This window comes from Chelativorans xinjiangensis (assembly GCF_009812055.1).
GTDB classification, from domain to species: Bacteria; Pseudomonadota; Alphaproteobacteria; order Rhizobiales; family Rhizobiaceae; genus Chelativorans; species Chelativorans xinjiangense.
Genome location: NZ_WQNH01000003.1, coordinates 1 through 15,193 on the forward strand (window position 1 = coordinate 1; position 15,193 = coordinate 15,193).

A 15,193-nucleotide genomic window follows, 5' to 3' on the forward strand; every position below is an offset into this window, starting at 1 on the left:
CCTCCGGCGCCAACGCCGTGCCCGTCGCATCCGTCACCCTGGCCCGGTTCACATGCTCGCCAGGGCCCGCCGAGCTCAGGGCCAGCATTTGAAGGCGGATGGCCACTTCGGCATTCGGACCGAGCGCTATGTTCTCGAACCTCACCCGCAGGCCGTTGATGACCGGCGTTACCGCCACCCCGTCCACGGTCGCCGAGCCATCGACATAGCGGAAGCCCGATGGGAGAGTATCCGTTACGGTTATGGACCCGACATCGCGGTTGGCGTGGTTGGTGATCCGGATCGTGAACGGGGCTCTCTCGCCGCGCCGGATTTGGCGCAGTCCGGCAATCTTGGCGATGCTCACATCCGACGCCACGGCTGCCGGCGTGGTGATGGTGGACGTTGACGGATCGGACGAAACTTCGCCACCGTTTGCCTCTCCCCGGGCCGTCGCCGAATTCTCGACGCTGTCGGTGATCCCCGCGGCATTGTCGATGTCGCCTTGGGAGAGGACATAGGTCGCCGTGAAGGTCTGCGAGGCGCCGGGGGCAAGCGTCACCGCCGACGGCTGGAATTGAGACAGCGCGTTGGTGCCGGGCCTGCCGTTGAATGTCGGCCCGGCGTCCACCGGCCAGACATTCGTGACGGTCCGTCCGCCATCATTGGTCACCTTGACCGTATAGGTCAGCGTGTCGCCGATGCTCGCGTGACCGTCACTATCGACATCGTTGAAGGCGCCGGTCTTCTCGGCCAGAAGGCTGGCCGGCAGCGGCGGGATCGTCACCGTGTCCGGCGGGCTTTCCCTGGGGGTGCCGGCGGGGCCGGTAGCGGTGGCCGTGGCCGTGTTGACGACCGAGCCTTCGTCGATGTCGGCCTGCGTCGGCGTATAGGCCGCCGTGAAGGTGAAGGAGGCGCCGGGAGCCAGCGTCTGCGGATCCTGATCCACCGTCAGCAGCGGATCGTTCACCGTCACATCGGATAGCGTCACGTTGCCGATGTTTGTGACGAGGAACGAGTAGCTGATCGTCTCGCCGAAATCGATAAGCCCGTTGCCGTTGGTGTCGTTCAGCGTGCCGGTCTTCTCGATGGTCATGCCGGAGGCCTGGTCCGGCGGCACCGTCACCGTATCGGGCGGGCTTTCAGTCGTGTTGCCGCTGGGATCGGTGCCGGTACCGGTCGCAGTGTTCTCCACCGAGCCGGCGTCGATGTCGGCCTGTGTCGGCGTATAGGTCGCCGTGAAGGTGAAGGAGGCACCGGGAGCCAGCGTCTGCGGGTCCTGGTCGATCGTCACCAGCGGATCGTTCACCGTCACATCGGTCATCGTGACGTTGCCGGTGTTGGTGACCAGGAAAGAGTAGCTGATCGTCTCGCCCGGATCGAGCAGGCCGTCGCCGTCGAGATCGTTGAACGTGCCCGTCTTCTCGATGGTCATGCCCGGAGTCTGGTCCGGCGGCACCGTCACCGTGTCCGGCGGGCTTTCCGTGGTACCGCCATTCGGGTCAGTGCCCGTGCCGGTCGCGGTGTTGGTGACCGAGCCGTTGTCGATGTCGGCCTGCGTCGGGGTATAGGTGGCGGTGAAGGTGAAGCTGCCGCCCGGCGCCAGCGTCTGCGGCCCCTGATCGACGGCGACCAGCGGGTCGTTCACCGTGACGTTGGTCACGGTGACATTGCCGGTGTTGCGGACGAGGAAGGAATAGCCGATCGTCTCGCCCGGATCGAGCAGGCCGTCGCCGTCGAGGTCGTTCAGGGTGCCGGTCTTCTCGATGGTCATGCCCGGAGTCTGGTCCGGCGGCACCGTCACCGTGTCCGGCGGGCTTTCGGTGGTGCCGCCATTCGGGTCGGTGCCGGTCCCGCTCGCCGTGTTGGTGACCGAGCCGTTGTCGATGTCGGCCTGCGTCGGGGTATAGGTGGCGGTGAAGGTGAAGCTCTCACCCGGTGCCAAGGTCTGTGGGCCCTGGTCGACGGTGACCATCGGGTCGTTCACCGTGACGTTCGCCTGCGTCACCGTGCCGGTGTTGGTGACGAGGAAGGAGAAGCTGATCGTCTCGCCCGGATCGAGCAGATCGTCGCCGTCGAGATCGTTGAGCGTGCCCGTCTTCTCGATGGTCAGCGCGGGCGCCTGGTCCGGCGGTACCGTCGCGCTGTCCGGCGGGCTTTCATAGGTGTTGCCGCCAGGGTCGGTGCCGGTGCCGGTCGCGGTGTTCTCCACCGAGCCGTTGTCGATGTCGGCTTGCGTCGGCGTGTAGGTGGCGGTGAAGGTGAAGGTTCCGCCCGGCGCCAGCGTCTGCGGGACCTGGTCGACCGTGAGCAGCGGGTCGTTCACCGTGACGTCGGTCAACGTCACGTTGCCGGTGTTGGTGACGAGGAAGGAGTAGTTGATGGTCTCGCCGAGGTCGATCAGCCCGTCGCCGTCGAGATCGTTCAGCGTGCCCGTCTTCTCGATGGTCATCGAGGGGATGCCCTGCTCATCGATGTCGGTCGACGTGTTGCTGCTGGGATCCGGGTCTGGCACGTCCGACGGATTGGTGACGGTGGCCGTGTTGACAAGGTCGCCGGTGAAGTCGGCGGGCACGCTCATGGTCAGCGTGTAGGTCACCGTGCCGCCGAGCGGGATGTTGGCCGTGGTGTTGATCGCACCCGTGCCGCTCGCCGCGCCGCAAACCGCGCCCGCGGCCGCCGCGCAGGTCCAGTTCGCCGTGGTGATGCCGGCCGGCAGCGGATCGCTGATCGTTGCGCCCTGCACGCCGAACGGACCGTCATTGGTGACCACGATGGTGTAGGTGACGTCCGTACCCGGCGAGTAGACGGTGTTGCCGTCAGTCTTGGTGATCGAGAGGTCGGCCGGGAAGCCCACCGCCGTGGTCACGCATTTGGCACCGTCGTTGCTGCCCGAGCCCTGCAGATCCGAGATCAGCGTGGCCGCGCCCGTCGTCAGGTCGAACCGGTAGAAGCCGCCGCTGTTGTTGCTGCCGAAGACGCCGTTGGTGGCGCCGAACATGCCGCCGAAATTACCGGCAACCCCCGTAAGGCCGATGGCGGTGACGTTTCCGTTGGCCGGATTGATGGCGAAGAGGCCGGTGCCGTCGACTGCCGTGTAAAGCAGACCGTTGTGCCACGCCATGTCCAGGGTGCCGACACTCTGGCTCAGTGCGACCGAAGTCGCGCTCATCGTCTCCAGATTGACGCGATAGAGCGTCGTGCTCGTCGCCACATAGTATGTACCGTCCGGACCTATCTCGCCGGACACGCTGGCCACCGGCAGGCCCGAAATCGTGCCGAGTTCCACCACGCTGCCATCGCTGCCGACACGAACCAGCATGGGTGGTGTCGTTGCCCGCACCCCATAGATGTAGCCATCGGTTGGGTGCATGGCGATCGCGTTGTACTGGCCCGACGATGTCGGCCCGACCGGATTGACGACGAAGGGATTGGAGGCCGTATCGAACTGGAAAAGGCCGGTCGGATTGTTCTGCCCCAGATACAAGGTCGCATCGCACGCGCCGAAACTCGGCTGCGGCGGCGACACCGCGTTCGTGTCGCTTGCCGTGTTGTTGCTCGTGTCTGGATCGCCGACGCCGACCGGCGCCGCGACCGTGGCGGTATTGGTCAGTTGGACGCCGGAATATCCTGCGGGCACGGTCAGCGTCAGGGTATAGGTGACCGAAGAGCCCGCCGGCAGGTCCGCCGTCGTATTGATCGCGCCCGTGCCGCTCGCCGCGCCGCAGATGGCCCCGCCCGTGGCACCGCCGCAGGTCCAATTCGCCGTTGTAGTGCCGGTCGGCAGCGGATCGTTGACGGCAGCTCCGATGGCGTCCGCCGGGCCGTCATTGCTGACGACGATGGTGTAGATGACGTTGGAACCGCGCGTGAACGTCGTTGCGCCATCGTCCTTGGTGATGGCGAGGTCCGCCATCGCGAGCAGCCCAATGTTGAAATCCGGATGATCTCCGGTAGCAGAATCCGCGCGGATGACGTTCAGAATGCCGTCAAGCGGTTGAGCGCCCGTCGTGCCATAGGTTGGATTGGGCGTCTCGCTCACCACTCCATAGCCGGAAGGAACGGTGGCCGCCGTAACGACCTGCCCAAGCGATGGCGCGCTGCTCAGCAGGACGACCTTCTGGCCGATATCCGATGTGGAATATGCCGCGTTCTGGAGCAGGTAGGTGCCATCGGCAGCGATCTGGACGAAATCGATGACAGCATTGTTCGCGTCGACCACCGCAACGTAAGGCAAGGGGCCAGAAAGCGTTTCGTCTCCCGCGTCGAAAACGCCGTTCGCGTTGTTATCGACGTATATCTGCCCCGATATTCTGGCCCTCGCCATCTCGACGCGGATATCGTCAACGACAATATCATTCCCTTGAGGAACCAGCGGGGAAGTATTGAAGAAATTGAGATATATCGCGTCTGCGGCGTAGTTGACCGGCAATTGAAAGGAAACGGTTCTCTCCACCCACGGAAGAGGCCCCGGCCCCGTGGCGCGTGACAACGGAACGGAGTTGTCCGGGCCCGTCGCATAAATCGTCCCCCCACTGGGCTGATCCTCCACGGTGAGGCCGATATACCCGTCCGAGTAGATGGGATCTCCGTCGTAAATGATGGCATTGGCCGCCCAGTAGCTGACCCGGTATGTCGCACCAGGCACTTCGACGGGCGAGCTTATGAGATAATAAGGACTCTGATAGTCGGCGTTGAACAGGACCATGTAGCCGGTGCCGGTCGTATGATCGGGGGCGTCCTGCCATGCGGGGTTAGCCAAGGACGGGTTTGTGAGCACAAAGTACTCGCCCACCATGCTCGACGACGTTCCCGGCGCCAGATAGGCATCGGGGTTCGAGGCAACCGGCTCGGCACCCTGTCCAAAGTCCTGGAACAGCGAGGTCTCCCAGATGGCCTGGGCATGGGCGGTAGTGCTCGAGGAAAAAACCGCGCCGATCATCAGTAGGGCGGCCAGCACGTTGTGCCTTAGACCGCACCCCATGAGCAGCAGTGCCGGTATGGCCAGTCTTATGCGCGACGCGGTGTCGGCGGAGCGGGAAGAACTGCGCCACAACGATGCATGCTCTTGCCGGGCTGTCCGCTCGGTCAACACAGCGGGTAGACTGGCCAAAACCCCGGGGATGAAAAGATGGCGCGCGACATCGCGCAGCGAAAATGCATTCCGCATGCAAAGGCCCCCTCGAATGACATCACCCGACGGAGGATCGCGCTGTCAGCACGCAGACCTGTGTCGCACTGCCGAAACTTTGCGCTGGCTTCCCTCGCGAAATCCAACGCGCTGCATCAAAAGCTTCGGCACGACCCGCTGCCGGACAATTCCAACCGGGTCTACGAAGCATAGTTTTTCTGATTTGTTCCCAGAAATTTCGCCCGTTTCAAGATACTACGGCATATTTTCAGGATGCTACGCGATCAGGCGAGTGCAGGAATCGCGCTTTCAATATTGCGCAACAAAAAGAATGCGATATCCATCAGAATGATGGTTATTTAACGCATCGTTATTTTTTGACAATTTTATTTTTTCGTCCGAATCATCGCTGGCGTCTTCTGCCTGTACTTGCTCATCGCGGAGGTGAGATGGCTGTGGCTCGAAAAGCCGCTCATGAAAGCGACCTGATTGTATGGCAGGTCTGTCTCGGCAAGAAGCTTCACCGCAAAGTCGAGGCGCAATCCGATGAGATATCTGTGCGGCTGCTGTCCGAACGTCCTGGTGAAGGCGTGGATGAAATAGTTCGGAGAGAGACCGCAGATGGCGGCAAGCTCGGGCACCGACAGCTTTGAGGCAAAGTTTTCGGCCATGTATTCCCGCAGCAGGCGGGCGCTTTCCGCGGAGAGCCCGCCCTTCACCTTCACTGGAGTTTTGCTGCCGCTCGAATAATTGCGAAGAAGATGGATGCCGAAGAGGGTGAGCAGGGAATCGACATAGAGCTCGTTCGGCGGCTCACCCGTCGTCAACTCCGCCTTCAACAGTTGCGCCACATTGAGGGCCAGCGGATCGACCGTTCCGAAGGGCGGCGGCTGAAGCTCGACATCGCCCATGCCGAACTCCTGGGCGGCAAGCCCGAGCAAATATTCCGGTTCGATGGCTACCGCCACATACTCCTTGGTGGACGACCACCTCACATTGCTTTCCAGACCGGCGGGACTGACATTGATCATGCCCGCCGGAGCATCGAACGACCGCATCTCGTCGCTGCCGCGGGAAACTTGAATACCCGGCGAAGGCGTCAGCAGGATCTTTGCCAAATGGTTGCGGGATTTGACGATCTGCGCGCCAGGCGGGCGGATCGCGTGAACCACGCTGCCCTTGAGTGTTGTCGCCCGTCGGCCGATGTCTTCGGGAATAGAGGTCAGCATGGGATGGTTGCCGCGCGCCGACCCGTTCCAAGCAGTCGGCGACGCGAATCGCCAAGTCCATCATGCATCGCCAGCCGCAACCCCGAATCAACGTTTCCCGTATAGCTTCGGGCATTTGGATGACGATCACAACGTGAGCGGTCGGATCACGTTTAACAACACCTTAAAACACGGCTCCGAAAGCCGGCGTTCCCATGCGTTTACTTAGGTTTCCGCGTCCGGCGCCTACCACTTTTGTCTAGGGGGCCGAGGGATTGCGACCTCGCTATATAGGCCTCGAACACGGCCGCCTTGTTCTCGTCCCGTTCGAGGTGCAGACCATTTTGCACGCAAAATGGCCATTGTCGCAGGCAAAAGCTGCTCTATTTATTGCACACTCATGGCGAACAGATACGATAAACGTCTCGAAGACGAAGACCTGTGGGAGGTCTATGAGGTCAGGACGGGCCGCGTCGTTTTGATCGCAGGGCAGCCCTATGACGGGATGGCCGAGCACGAGGCCGACGAAATAGTCCAACTCCTCGAGACGGGCGCGGTCACGCCTGATGACGAATGGAGTGTTCTCCTGCCTCCGCAACGCCGGCAAGCCGACCCCTTTCCATTGCCGATTAAGCGGCGGGCCGATCTGCCGGACAACGCGGCGACCACCAGGCGCGCCCGCCGCAAGGGTTAGGGCGCCGTCTTCACCCGCACTTTGCTGCCGGTTCTCTGCATCCGATGCGGAAGTCGGCGAGCGCCCCCAGAGCGCCCGCCGGGCTCCTTTACCACCGTATCTTGAAGCCCACTGTGCCGCTCAGGACAAGACTATCTCCGAAATCCCGGAGGCTGGTTTTCGCCTGTGCTTCACCATAAAGGGCGTACTTATTGTCGGCAAAACTGAGCGAGCCGCCGACCCCGATTTCGCCCCACAGCGCCTGATTCCTGCTTGAGAAGCCGGTTCCCGCAACATCCACCCGACTCTCATCGGCAAAGTCGTGGATGAGATTGGCGATGCCGTAGAAATGCGCCCGGCTCTTCTGCCCGGCCCGGTCCTCCCAGCTCCTCTCATGGTCCACTGAGAGGCCCAAGCGCCCCAGGACACTCTCACTTCGGTCCAGGGACACGTGGGCGCCGAACGGATCGACAAAATCGTCGAAATCGACAGAGGAGTAGACGAGTTGGGCTTGCGGGGTGAGCGACCAGCCTCGATTGAGCGCGATGCGCTTGCCGCCCTCAAGCCCAACGGCGTAACCGAAACCTTTGTTGCCGCTGGCCAGGGTGCGACGGGCTGTACTGGAGTGGATGTCGCTGTCGTACCAGGTGACCTCCGCCACCCCATCCAGATAAAAGCCGTCTTCCCCGTACCAGGTGAGCGTGCCGCCCACGCCATAGCCCGCGGTCTTTATGGTGCCGCTGCCGTACAACGAAGCGACATCGGCCGAAATCGAGCCGTAGTGGACGGTGATCCCGCCGATGAGCACGCCCTGGTCTCGCTCGACCAGCGGAATGTCAACCCCGGCCTGCAGCTTCACGGTTGACAGATCATAATCCGTACCGCTCGTGGAAAAAGCCGGCTCGTAGTTGGCGTGAGAGGCCTGAACCCGCGCCCAGGTCCCGTTCCCTTCGATCAGGCGATCAGCCTTCGTGCCGTTCTGAGCCGCACCCGCGCCTGCCCATGAGCGGTTGCCGACGCGCTGCTGATGCGTGCCCGGCGTGTTGAGCGCCTGCAACGTACCGGCATAGGCCTCATAGAGGGGCACGCCGGCCTGATAGTGGGGCTCCGGCTCGGGTTCGGGTTCTGGTTCCGGCTCGGGCTCCGGTTCAGGTTCGGGCTCCGGTTCGGGCTCGGGCTCGGGTTCGGGTTCGGGCTCCGGTTCGGGCTCGGGCTCCGGTTCTGGCTCCGGCTCCGGCTCCGGCTCCGGTTCTGGCTCCGGCTCGGGCTCCGGCTCCGGCTCCGGCTCGGGCTCCGGCTCCGGCTCCGGTTCGGGCTCCGGCTCCGGTTCGGGCTCCGGCTCCGGTTCGGGCTCCGGCTCGACTAGGCTCGAACGAAGATACCAGTCGCCGTCGGTGGGTGAGCTGACGCCGTGCTGATGAAGCATATAGAGATACGCCCCGCCGACGACGGCCTGCTGCCCTTCGAACTCGTAGTCGCCGAGAAGGCTGAAAATGCCGTTGGACGCACCGTCGACATCGACGATCTTGATACCCTCCACCGTCGGCGCGCCCGTGCCGCCGAGATTGATAACCTGGACATTGGTGCTGCCCAAAGTATCGCCGGTCACCACAAGCAGGTCGCTCGGGGAATCGTCGCCGCCCAGGATGACTTCGATCTCCAGGATGTCGCCATCACCGGTATAGTTGCCATCCACAGTGAGCGTGCCGATCAAGTTTCCCGGGGCTATGGTGCCGCCGGCAAGGCCGGTGGTATCACAGACGGTGCCCGTACCCTGCAGCCGACCGCCGGAAGCCACCACGAGTGCGCCGCAGAGACTGCCGTCCACCTGCAGCGTGCCCTCCTCCACCGACGTGGCACCATCGAAGGCCGAGCTGTCTGCGGTAAGGATCGTCTTTCCCGTGCCGATCTGCCTGACGGCACCGCTGCCCGAGATCACGCCTTCGAAGGTAATGCTGTCGGAGCGGTTGAAGGCAAGCGTGCCTTCATTCGCCACATCGCCGACAATCGAGCCCGATGTGCCGCCGTCGCCAAGCTGCAGCGTGCCGGCGGCGATCGTGGTGCCCCCGGTATAGGTGTTTTCACCGGTGAGGATCGTGGTCCCCTCGCCGATCTGATCCACCGTGCCGCCACCGGAAATCACACCGTCGAAAGTCATGCTGTCGGAGCGGTTGAAGGCAAGCGTGCCCTCATTCGCAACGTCGCCGACGATCGAGCCCGACGTGCCGCCGTCGCCAAGCTGCAGCGTGCCGGCGGCGATCGTGGTGCCCCCGGTGTAGGTGTTTTCGCCGGTGAGGATCGTAGTCCCCTCGCCGATCTGCTCCACCGTCCCTGTGCCGGAGATCACACCGCCGAAGGTCGCATTGTCGGAGCGGTTGAAGACGAGTGTGCCTTCATTCGCCACGTCGCCCACAATCGAACCCGCCGTGCCGCCATCGCCGAGCTGCAGAATGCCCGCCGAAATCGTCGTGCCCCCGGTATAGGTGTTTTCGCCGACCAGCAGCAGTGTGCCGGCGCCGAGCTTCTCCAGCGGGCCGCCGCCGCTTAGGCTCTGGTCGAGGGTGAACACGTGATCCGGATCGGCGATGTCGAAGCCGCCTCCCTCGGCGCCCCAGGTGATCGCGCGGGTTGTCGCCGCGAAATCCGTTCCCGTCACCTGCAGGATGCCGCCGTCGAAGGTGAGCCCGCCCGCCGCACCGCCCAGGTTCGTGTTGCTCGACACGGACAGGATGCCGCCGAGCAGTTGCCAGGGGGTGACGACATTGGTCGTTCCCGACAGTGTCCAGGTGCTGTCGCCGGTCTTCTGGTAGTGCTCGAAGCGGTTGAATTGGCGCACCGGGTTTGGGAAGGTGCCGCCGATGTCTCCAGCATTGAAGCTGTCGTCCGTGTCACCGCCCAATCTGAGAGTGTCGCTGCCGCCCAAGGCATTAACGCGGCCGAGGATCGTGGATCCGCCGTGCATCTCGAGCACATTGGCTGCCCCCCCAAGATTGATGGCAATCTGGTTCGCATCTCCGGTTCCGGTGGAGATTGTGCCCTTGTTGATGATCGTCAGATCGGTGCCGTATATACCCGCACCGGAGCCGCCAGCGCCGCTAACACCGCCTCGGATGGTGTCGTTATTGATGATCGTGCTGTTCGTTGCGATGATGCCGGCACCGCCTGCGCTACCGCCGGTATCGTTTGTACCGCCCCCGGCGCGTCCATCCGCCCCGAGGATATCTCCGTCATTGGTGATTGTTGCGTCGGTGATTTGCAGGCCGTCTCCACCAGCGCCATGGGATGAACTACCCGCATTGGCGCCGAAACCGCCCAGACCGCCGATGATGGTGCCGCTGTTGACGTGACTGCCGCCGGTGAGCGAGGCGCCGACACCGCCTCCGCCGGCAAAGAGATTATCTCCCCCCGCCGGTATGTTGATGACGCTGCCACCGAGCCCGCCGGTGATCGTGCCCTGGTTGTTAAGCGAGCCGCCGGACATGGCAAGCCCCGCCCCGCCGGTTGCCACCGCTACACCGATGGTGGGACTGCTTGTGTTTTCGGCGTCGATATCGCCGCTGGTGCCTCCGACGATCGCGCCGCGGTTGACGAGGTCCGCATCGGTAAGCGACATGCCGACCCCGCCGGCACCGGAAATCGTATCGAGGCCGGTGTTCCTCCCGCCCGTTCCGCCAGTCACGGTCCCGCCATTGTCGACCGAGCCATTCGTCATCGAAAGGCCGATGCCGCCGGTATCGGTGCTGGTTGTACTGTCGACGTTGCCCCCCTGGAATGCGCCGCCGATGATGAGCGAGCCGCCCAGGGACGACAGGCTTGCACCGTCGGCACCGCCCAGGGAGTCGGCCCCCTTGAGTGTGAAGCTCCCGCTATCGATGGTCACCGGGTTGGCAAACGCCGGGAAAGGCGTTGGATCGGAAATCACGATGTCGTTCAGGAGCGTGATCGTGTCGGTTGCATCGACATTCGCGTTGGCTGCGGCAATCGCGGCACGCAGCTGCGCCTCGTTCGAGACGGAATAGTCTGCCGTGTACGCCTGCATCGGTGCCGCAGCGGAAGCCGCTACGATTGCGCAGGCCACGCCCGAACGACTCAAGGGCCACAGCGCCAGCGCCGTTGATTCCAGCAGAAACCGTGAGCGCTTGGCAAGATTTTGCCCGACTTTACGCCCACCTTTCCCGCGGATCGGAACCTCAACGCCGGAGCTTATACTGCTATTCGTGGAAAATAATAGAGAACCTAACGCCTCTTTATGCATCTTGACGCCTCTCAGGAAGAAACTCACGCGTCTCCAGCCTGAGGTGCGGCTCCAGCTATCTTGAAATAAGCATATGGATTTATCCGCGGTTTTCCCCCGTCGGCGTTTATACTTGGGGATAACGGTAAATGGAAACGAACAGCTCTATGGTTCCGGGCTGCCCTCTCCGTTTGGCCGCGCGGCCAATCGGGAAGCCTGCGTATCCAAAGCGCGAAAAGCGAAGCGTGGTGCCCCTGGCCGGACTCGAACCAGCACTCCTTGCGGAAACCGATTTTGAGTCGGTCGCGTCTACCAATTCCGCCACAGGGGCCTATGCCCGATATGGGCAGGCGCGGACTATACGGTCAAGCACGGTCACGTCAACTGTTAGAACGGTGGTTAGGAGGGGCGCGCGTAAGGGCATGGGCATTTCCGTTTGGCCTGCGGCAGTTGGAGCGTTGCGCTGCTCCGCCCGGCTCGCTAGATAAGGCGGCGCTATCCAAGGACGCTTCATGCTTCGCAGACTTTACGACTTCACCATGTCGCTGGCGGCGACGCGGCATGCGGAAAAAGGGCTGGCCGGCGTTTCCTTCGTCGAAAGCTCGGTCTTTCCCATTCCGCCGGACGTGCTGCTCATCCCCATGGTGCTGGCGGAGCGGACGAAATGGCTGCGCTATGCCTTCATCTGCACGCTCGCCTCGGTGGCCGGCGCCCTGCTCGGCTATGCCATCGGCGCCTTTCTCTACGAGACCCTGGGTGAGCCGATCCTGCGTTTTTACGGCCAGGAAGATGCGTTCCAGCGCATCGCCGAATGGTATAACCGCTGGGGCGGCTGGGGCGTCCTCTTCGCCGCCGTCACGCCCTTTCCCTATAAGGTGCTGACCATCTTCTCCGGCGCCACGGGGCTGAACCTGCCAGTCTTCATCGCCGTCTCCATCGTCGGGCGCAGCCTGCGCTTCTTCCTCGTCTCCTGGCTGCTCTATCATTTCGGCCCGCCGATCCGTGTCTTCATCGAAAAGAATCTCGGCCTTCTTTTCACCCTGTTCATGGTTTTGCTCATCGGCGGCTTCGCGGCTGTGCGCTACGTCTTCTGAGGTTGACATGACCCTTACCGCCCCCACCGGCAGACTGCAGACCATCACCTCCGGCTTCCTGGCGCTTGCCATGGCCGCGACGGTGGGCACGGCGCTCGGCTTCGAGCATCTGGGCGGCTTCATTCCCTGCAAGCTGTGTCTGGAACAGCGCACGCCCTATTACATCGGCGTGCCCCTGATGCTGGTGGCCCTCGTCTCGGCCACCATGCGCTGGCCGGCGCTCGTTACGCGCGGCCTGCTCCTGGCAGGCGGGCTCCTGATGCTGTGGGGGCTGGGGCTAGGGGTCTACCACGCGGGCGTGGAATGGAGCTGGTGGCAAGGCCCGTCCGACTGCGGCGTGGTCGCGCCCTCCAGCGGCTCCGGCAGCCTTCTCGACCAGCTCAACGCCGTCGTCCCGCCCGCCTGCGATCAGGCGGCAGGGCGCTTCCTGGGCCTCTCCTTCGCCGGCTGGAACGTGGTGGCAAGCGCCATCCTGGCGGCAGTGGCCCTGCGTGGCGCCTTGAAGCGCTGAGCAATTCCAGGAAAAGTGGAAACCGGTTTTCCGTCCGGAATTGCAAACAAACAAAGCGCCCTTACGGCTCCAGCTCGACGTCCCAGTAGAGAAAGTCCATCCAGCTTTCGTGCAAATAATTGGGCGGGAAAAGCCGCCCATTGTTATGCAGATCGTGCACCGTCGGCCGGAACGGTTTCTGTTGCGGCCACATCTTCGCCCTTTCCGGCATCAGCCCGCCCTTCTTCAGGTTGCAGGGCGAGCAGGCGGCGACCACGTTCTCCCACGAGGTGACGCCGCCGGAGCGGCGGGGCACCACGTGGTCGAAGGTGAGGTCCTCCCTTGCCCCGCAATACTGGCATTGGAAGCGGTCGCGCAGGAACACGTTGAAGCGCGTGAAGGCGGGATATCGCGACGGCTTCACATAGGTCTTGAGGCTGACGACGCTGGGAACCTTCATGGAGAAGGAAGGCGAGGACACCGCGTGCTCGTATTCGGCAACGATGTTCACCCGGTCGAGGAACACAGCCTTGATGGCGTCCTGCCACGACCACAGCGACAGGGGGTAATAGCTGAGCGGGCGATAGTCCGCATTCAACACCAGAGCGGGCATGCCGTCCGGCGATACAGCGATCGTCACGTTCCCTGAGCTCCTTCTCCAGGCAGATCGATCGGTGCGGATACTGTAAGCAGGTGATGACAGGAATGTGAAGCTGTTATTCGCCGCCGCAATGCAGCAAATACGCGAAGCCACTGATTTTTAAGCACTTCACGCCGCCGGAGCGGCCTCCCGGCCCTTCATTTCGCGATAGTAGGCCCAGAATAGCCGGGCCGCGACGGAGCGCCAGGGGCTCCATGATTCGGCCATGAGGGCGAGATTCTTGCCGTCCGGACGCGAATCAAGCGCCAGCGCGTGCGCCGCAGCGCTTTGCAGGGCGATGTCGCCCGCGGGGAAGATATCGGCGTGGCCGGCCGCCACCAGAAGGTAGACCTGGGCCGTCCACGGGCCGATGCCGGGAACCGCGGTCATGGCCGCGATCGCCTCGTCAGCGGGCAGCGCGCCGAGGCTTTCAAGGTCCAGCGAGCCGCCGGCGAGCGCGGTGGAGAGCGCTACCAGTGCCCGCTGCTTGGCGCGCGAGAGGCCGGCCTCCACGAGCGCCGGCTCGCCGGCGGCCAGGAGACGCTTCGGCGCCAGCGGCTCTATGAGGCGGCATAGCCGGCCGAAGATGGCGTCGGCGCTGGCCCTTGAAACCTGCTGGGAGACGATGACCGAGGCAAGGCTATGGAAGCCGGGCGGGCTGCGCCTCAAGGGAACAGTGCCCGCCGCCGCGCGCACCGCGCCCAGCCGGCGATCGGCGGCGACCAGCGCATCGAGCCCGCGGGCGATGTCCTCCGGCGTTTCGATGCGCTGCATGTCCCTGGTCCTTGCGGTTTTTCCGGGCGAAGCCTAGCAATGCCGGGATGGCCACCACAATCCGTTTCCTGCGCGGCTCATGACAACTCCTGTCTTCCGCTTCGCCCCGAGCCCCAACGGCGCCCTGCATCTGGGCCACGCCTATTCGGCGCTCCTGAACTTCGCCATGGCCCGCGAGGCAGGCGGCCGTTTCCTCCTGCGCATCGAGGATATCGATATCACCCGTTGCACGCCGGAGTTGGAAGAACAGATCTACCGCGACTTGGCCTGGCTGGGGCTCGAATGGGAGACCCCCGTGCGCCGCCAGTCGGAGCATTTCGACGACTATGCCGAGGCGCTGGAGCGCCTTGTCGAGGCGGAGATCGTCTACCCTTCCTTCACGAGCCGGGGCGAAGCACGCGCCTATATCGCCGATGCGGAGGCGGACGGTGCGCCCTGGCCGCGCGATCCCGACGGAGCGCCGCTCTTCCCGCCCGTCGACAGGGAGCGGCCGGCGTCCGAGCGGCGGCGGCGCATGGAGGGGGGAGAGCCCTTCGCCTGGCGGCTCGACATGGAGGCAGCCATGGCGCATTGGGGCCGGCCGCTTTTCTGGGACGAGAGCGGCAGCGGGCCCGACGGCGCGACGGGCAGCGTGCCGGCGCGGCCGGAGGCCTGGGGCGACGTGGTGATCGCCCGCAAGGAGATGCCGGCGAGTTATCATCTGTCGGTGGTGGTGGACGATGCATTGCAAGGCATCACCCACGTGGTGCGCGGGCGCGACCTCTTTCACGCGACGGCGGTTCATCGGCTGCTGCAGGAGTTGCTTGGCCTGCCGGTGCCATTCTATCACCATCACGCGCTCATCCTCGACGAGGACGGGCGCAAGCTCTCCAAGAGTCGCGGTGACACCGGGATCGCCGCTTTGCGCGCGGCCGGTGCCACGCCGGGGGATGTCGCGCGGATGGTGGGCTGGGGTCGGACTAGTTTTACA

Annotated in this window: 9 protein-coding genes, 1 tRNA gene and 1 pseudogene; 5 read left to right on the top strand and 6 right to left on the bottom strand. The window is 63.8% G+C overall.

The window, feature by feature from the left end:
* On the bottom strand, window positions 1-5,035 hold a 5,035-nt coding region (locus tag GM910_RS03070; protein WP_159586049.1), incomplete at its 3' end, for a DUF7507 domain-containing protein.
* 75 nt (window positions 5,036-5,110) lie between these two features.
* Between GM910_RS03070 and GM910_RS03075 the strand changes: the two genes are divergently transcribed.
* Window positions 5,111-5,323: a hypothetical protein gene (locus GM910_RS03075; RefSeq protein ID WP_159586050.1), complete on the top strand. Its 213-nt coding sequence runs from the start codon at window positions 5,111-5,113 to the stop codon at window positions 5,321-5,323.
* A 173-nt stretch (window positions 5,324-5,496) separates the two neighbouring features.
* On the opposite strand, the gene GM910_RS03080 is transcribed toward GM910_RS03075, so the two are convergent.
* On the bottom strand, window positions 5,497-6,339 hold the full coding sequence (locus tag GM910_RS03080; protein ID WP_159586051.1) for a helix-turn-helix domain-containing protein: 843 nt from the start codon (window positions 6,337-6,339) through the stop codon (window positions 5,497-5,499).
* A 379-nt stretch (window positions 6,340-6,718) separates the two neighbouring features.
* On the opposite strand from GM910_RS03080, the gene GM910_RS03085 reads away from it, so the two are divergent.
* The gene (locus tag GM910_RS03085; protein WP_159586052.1) at window positions 6,719-7,012 is read left to right on the top strand and encodes a hypothetical protein; all 294 of its coding nucleotides are present in this window, start codon (window positions 6,719-6,721) and stop codon (window positions 7,010-7,012) included.
* 88 nt (window positions 7,013-7,100) lie between these two features.
* On the opposite strand, the gene GM910_RS03090 is transcribed toward GM910_RS03085, so the two are convergent.
* Entirely contained in the window at window positions 7,101-11,030 is a 3,930-nt protein-coding gene (locus GM910_RS03090; RefSeq protein ID WP_159586053.1) for an autotransporter outer membrane beta-barrel domain-containing protein, read from the bottom strand.
* Window positions 11,031-11,471: 441 nt separating this feature from the next.
* A tRNA-Leu gene (locus GM910_RS03095) sits at window positions 11,472-11,556 on the bottom strand.
* A gap of 181 nt (window positions 11,557-11,737) precedes the next feature.
* On the opposite strand from GM910_RS03095, the gene GM910_RS03100 reads away from it, so the two are divergent.
* Both GM910_RS03100 and GM910_RS03105 read left to right on the top strand, forming a co-directional pair.
* Complete coding sequence (locus tag GM910_RS03100; RefSeq protein WP_159586054.1) at window positions 11,738-12,319, top strand: YqaA family protein; 582 nt, start codon at window positions 11,738-11,740, stop codon at window positions 12,317-12,319.
* 7 nt (window positions 12,320-12,326) lie between these two features.
* Window positions 12,327-12,830, top strand: coding sequence for a disulfide bond formation protein B (locus GM910_RS03105; RefSeq protein ID WP_159586055.1), 504 nt, complete (start codon window positions 12,327-12,329; stop codon window positions 12,828-12,830).
* A 61-nt stretch (window positions 12,831-12,891) separates the two neighbouring features.
* On the opposite strand, the gene GM910_RS03110 is transcribed toward GM910_RS03105, so the two are convergent.
* The gene (locus GM910_RS03110; RefSeq protein WP_159586056.1) at window positions 12,892-13,449 is read right to left on the bottom strand and encodes an HNH endonuclease; all 558 of its coding nucleotides are present in this window, start codon (window positions 13,447-13,449) and stop codon (window positions 12,892-12,894) included.
* Between the two features lie 129 nt (window positions 13,450-13,578).
* Window positions 13,579-14,223: a DNA-3-methyladenine glycosylase family protein gene (locus GM910_RS03115; RefSeq protein WP_159586057.1), complete on the bottom strand. Its 645-nt coding sequence runs from the start codon at window positions 14,221-14,223 to the stop codon at window positions 13,579-13,581.
* Between the two features lie 79 nt (window positions 14,224-14,302).
* On the opposite strand from GM910_RS03115, the pseudogene gluQRS reads away from it, so the two are divergent.
* Window positions 14,303-15,172, top strand: a pseudogene (gene gluQRS, locus GM910_RS03120) (tRNA glutamyl-Q(34) synthetase GluQRS); the annotation flags it as partial.
* Between the last annotated feature and the right edge of the window lie 21 nt (window positions 15,173-15,193).

Bases quoted from the DNA above. Each gene is read 5' to 3' on its own strand.
- GM910_RS03100 (WP_159586054.1), top strand. From the start codon at position 11,738: ATGCTTCGCAGACTTTACGACTTCACCATGTCGCTGGCGGCGACGCGG.
- GM910_RS03115 (WP_159586057.1), bottom strand. From the start codon at position 14,223: ATGCAGCGCATCGAAACGCCGGAGGACATCGCCCGCGGGCTCGATGCG.
- GM910_RS03080 (WP_159586051.1), bottom strand. From the start codon at position 6,339: ATGCTGACCTCTATTCCCGAAGACATCGGCCGACGGGCGACAACACTC.
- GM910_RS03085 (WP_159586052.1), top strand. From the start codon at position 6,719: ATGGCGAACAGATACGATAAACGTCTCGAAGACGAAGACCTGTGGGAG.
- GM910_RS03105 (WP_159586055.1), top strand. From the start codon at position 12,327: ATGACCCTTACCGCCCCCACCGGCAGACTGCAGACCATCACCTCCGGC.
- GM910_RS03090 (WP_159586053.1), bottom strand. From the start codon at position 11,030: ATGCAGGCGTACACGGCAGACTATTCCGTCTCGAACGAGGCGCAGCTG.
- GM910_RS03075 (WP_159586050.1), top strand. From the start codon at position 5,111: ATGGCGCGCGACATCGCGCAGCGAAAATGCATTCCGCATGCAAAGGCC.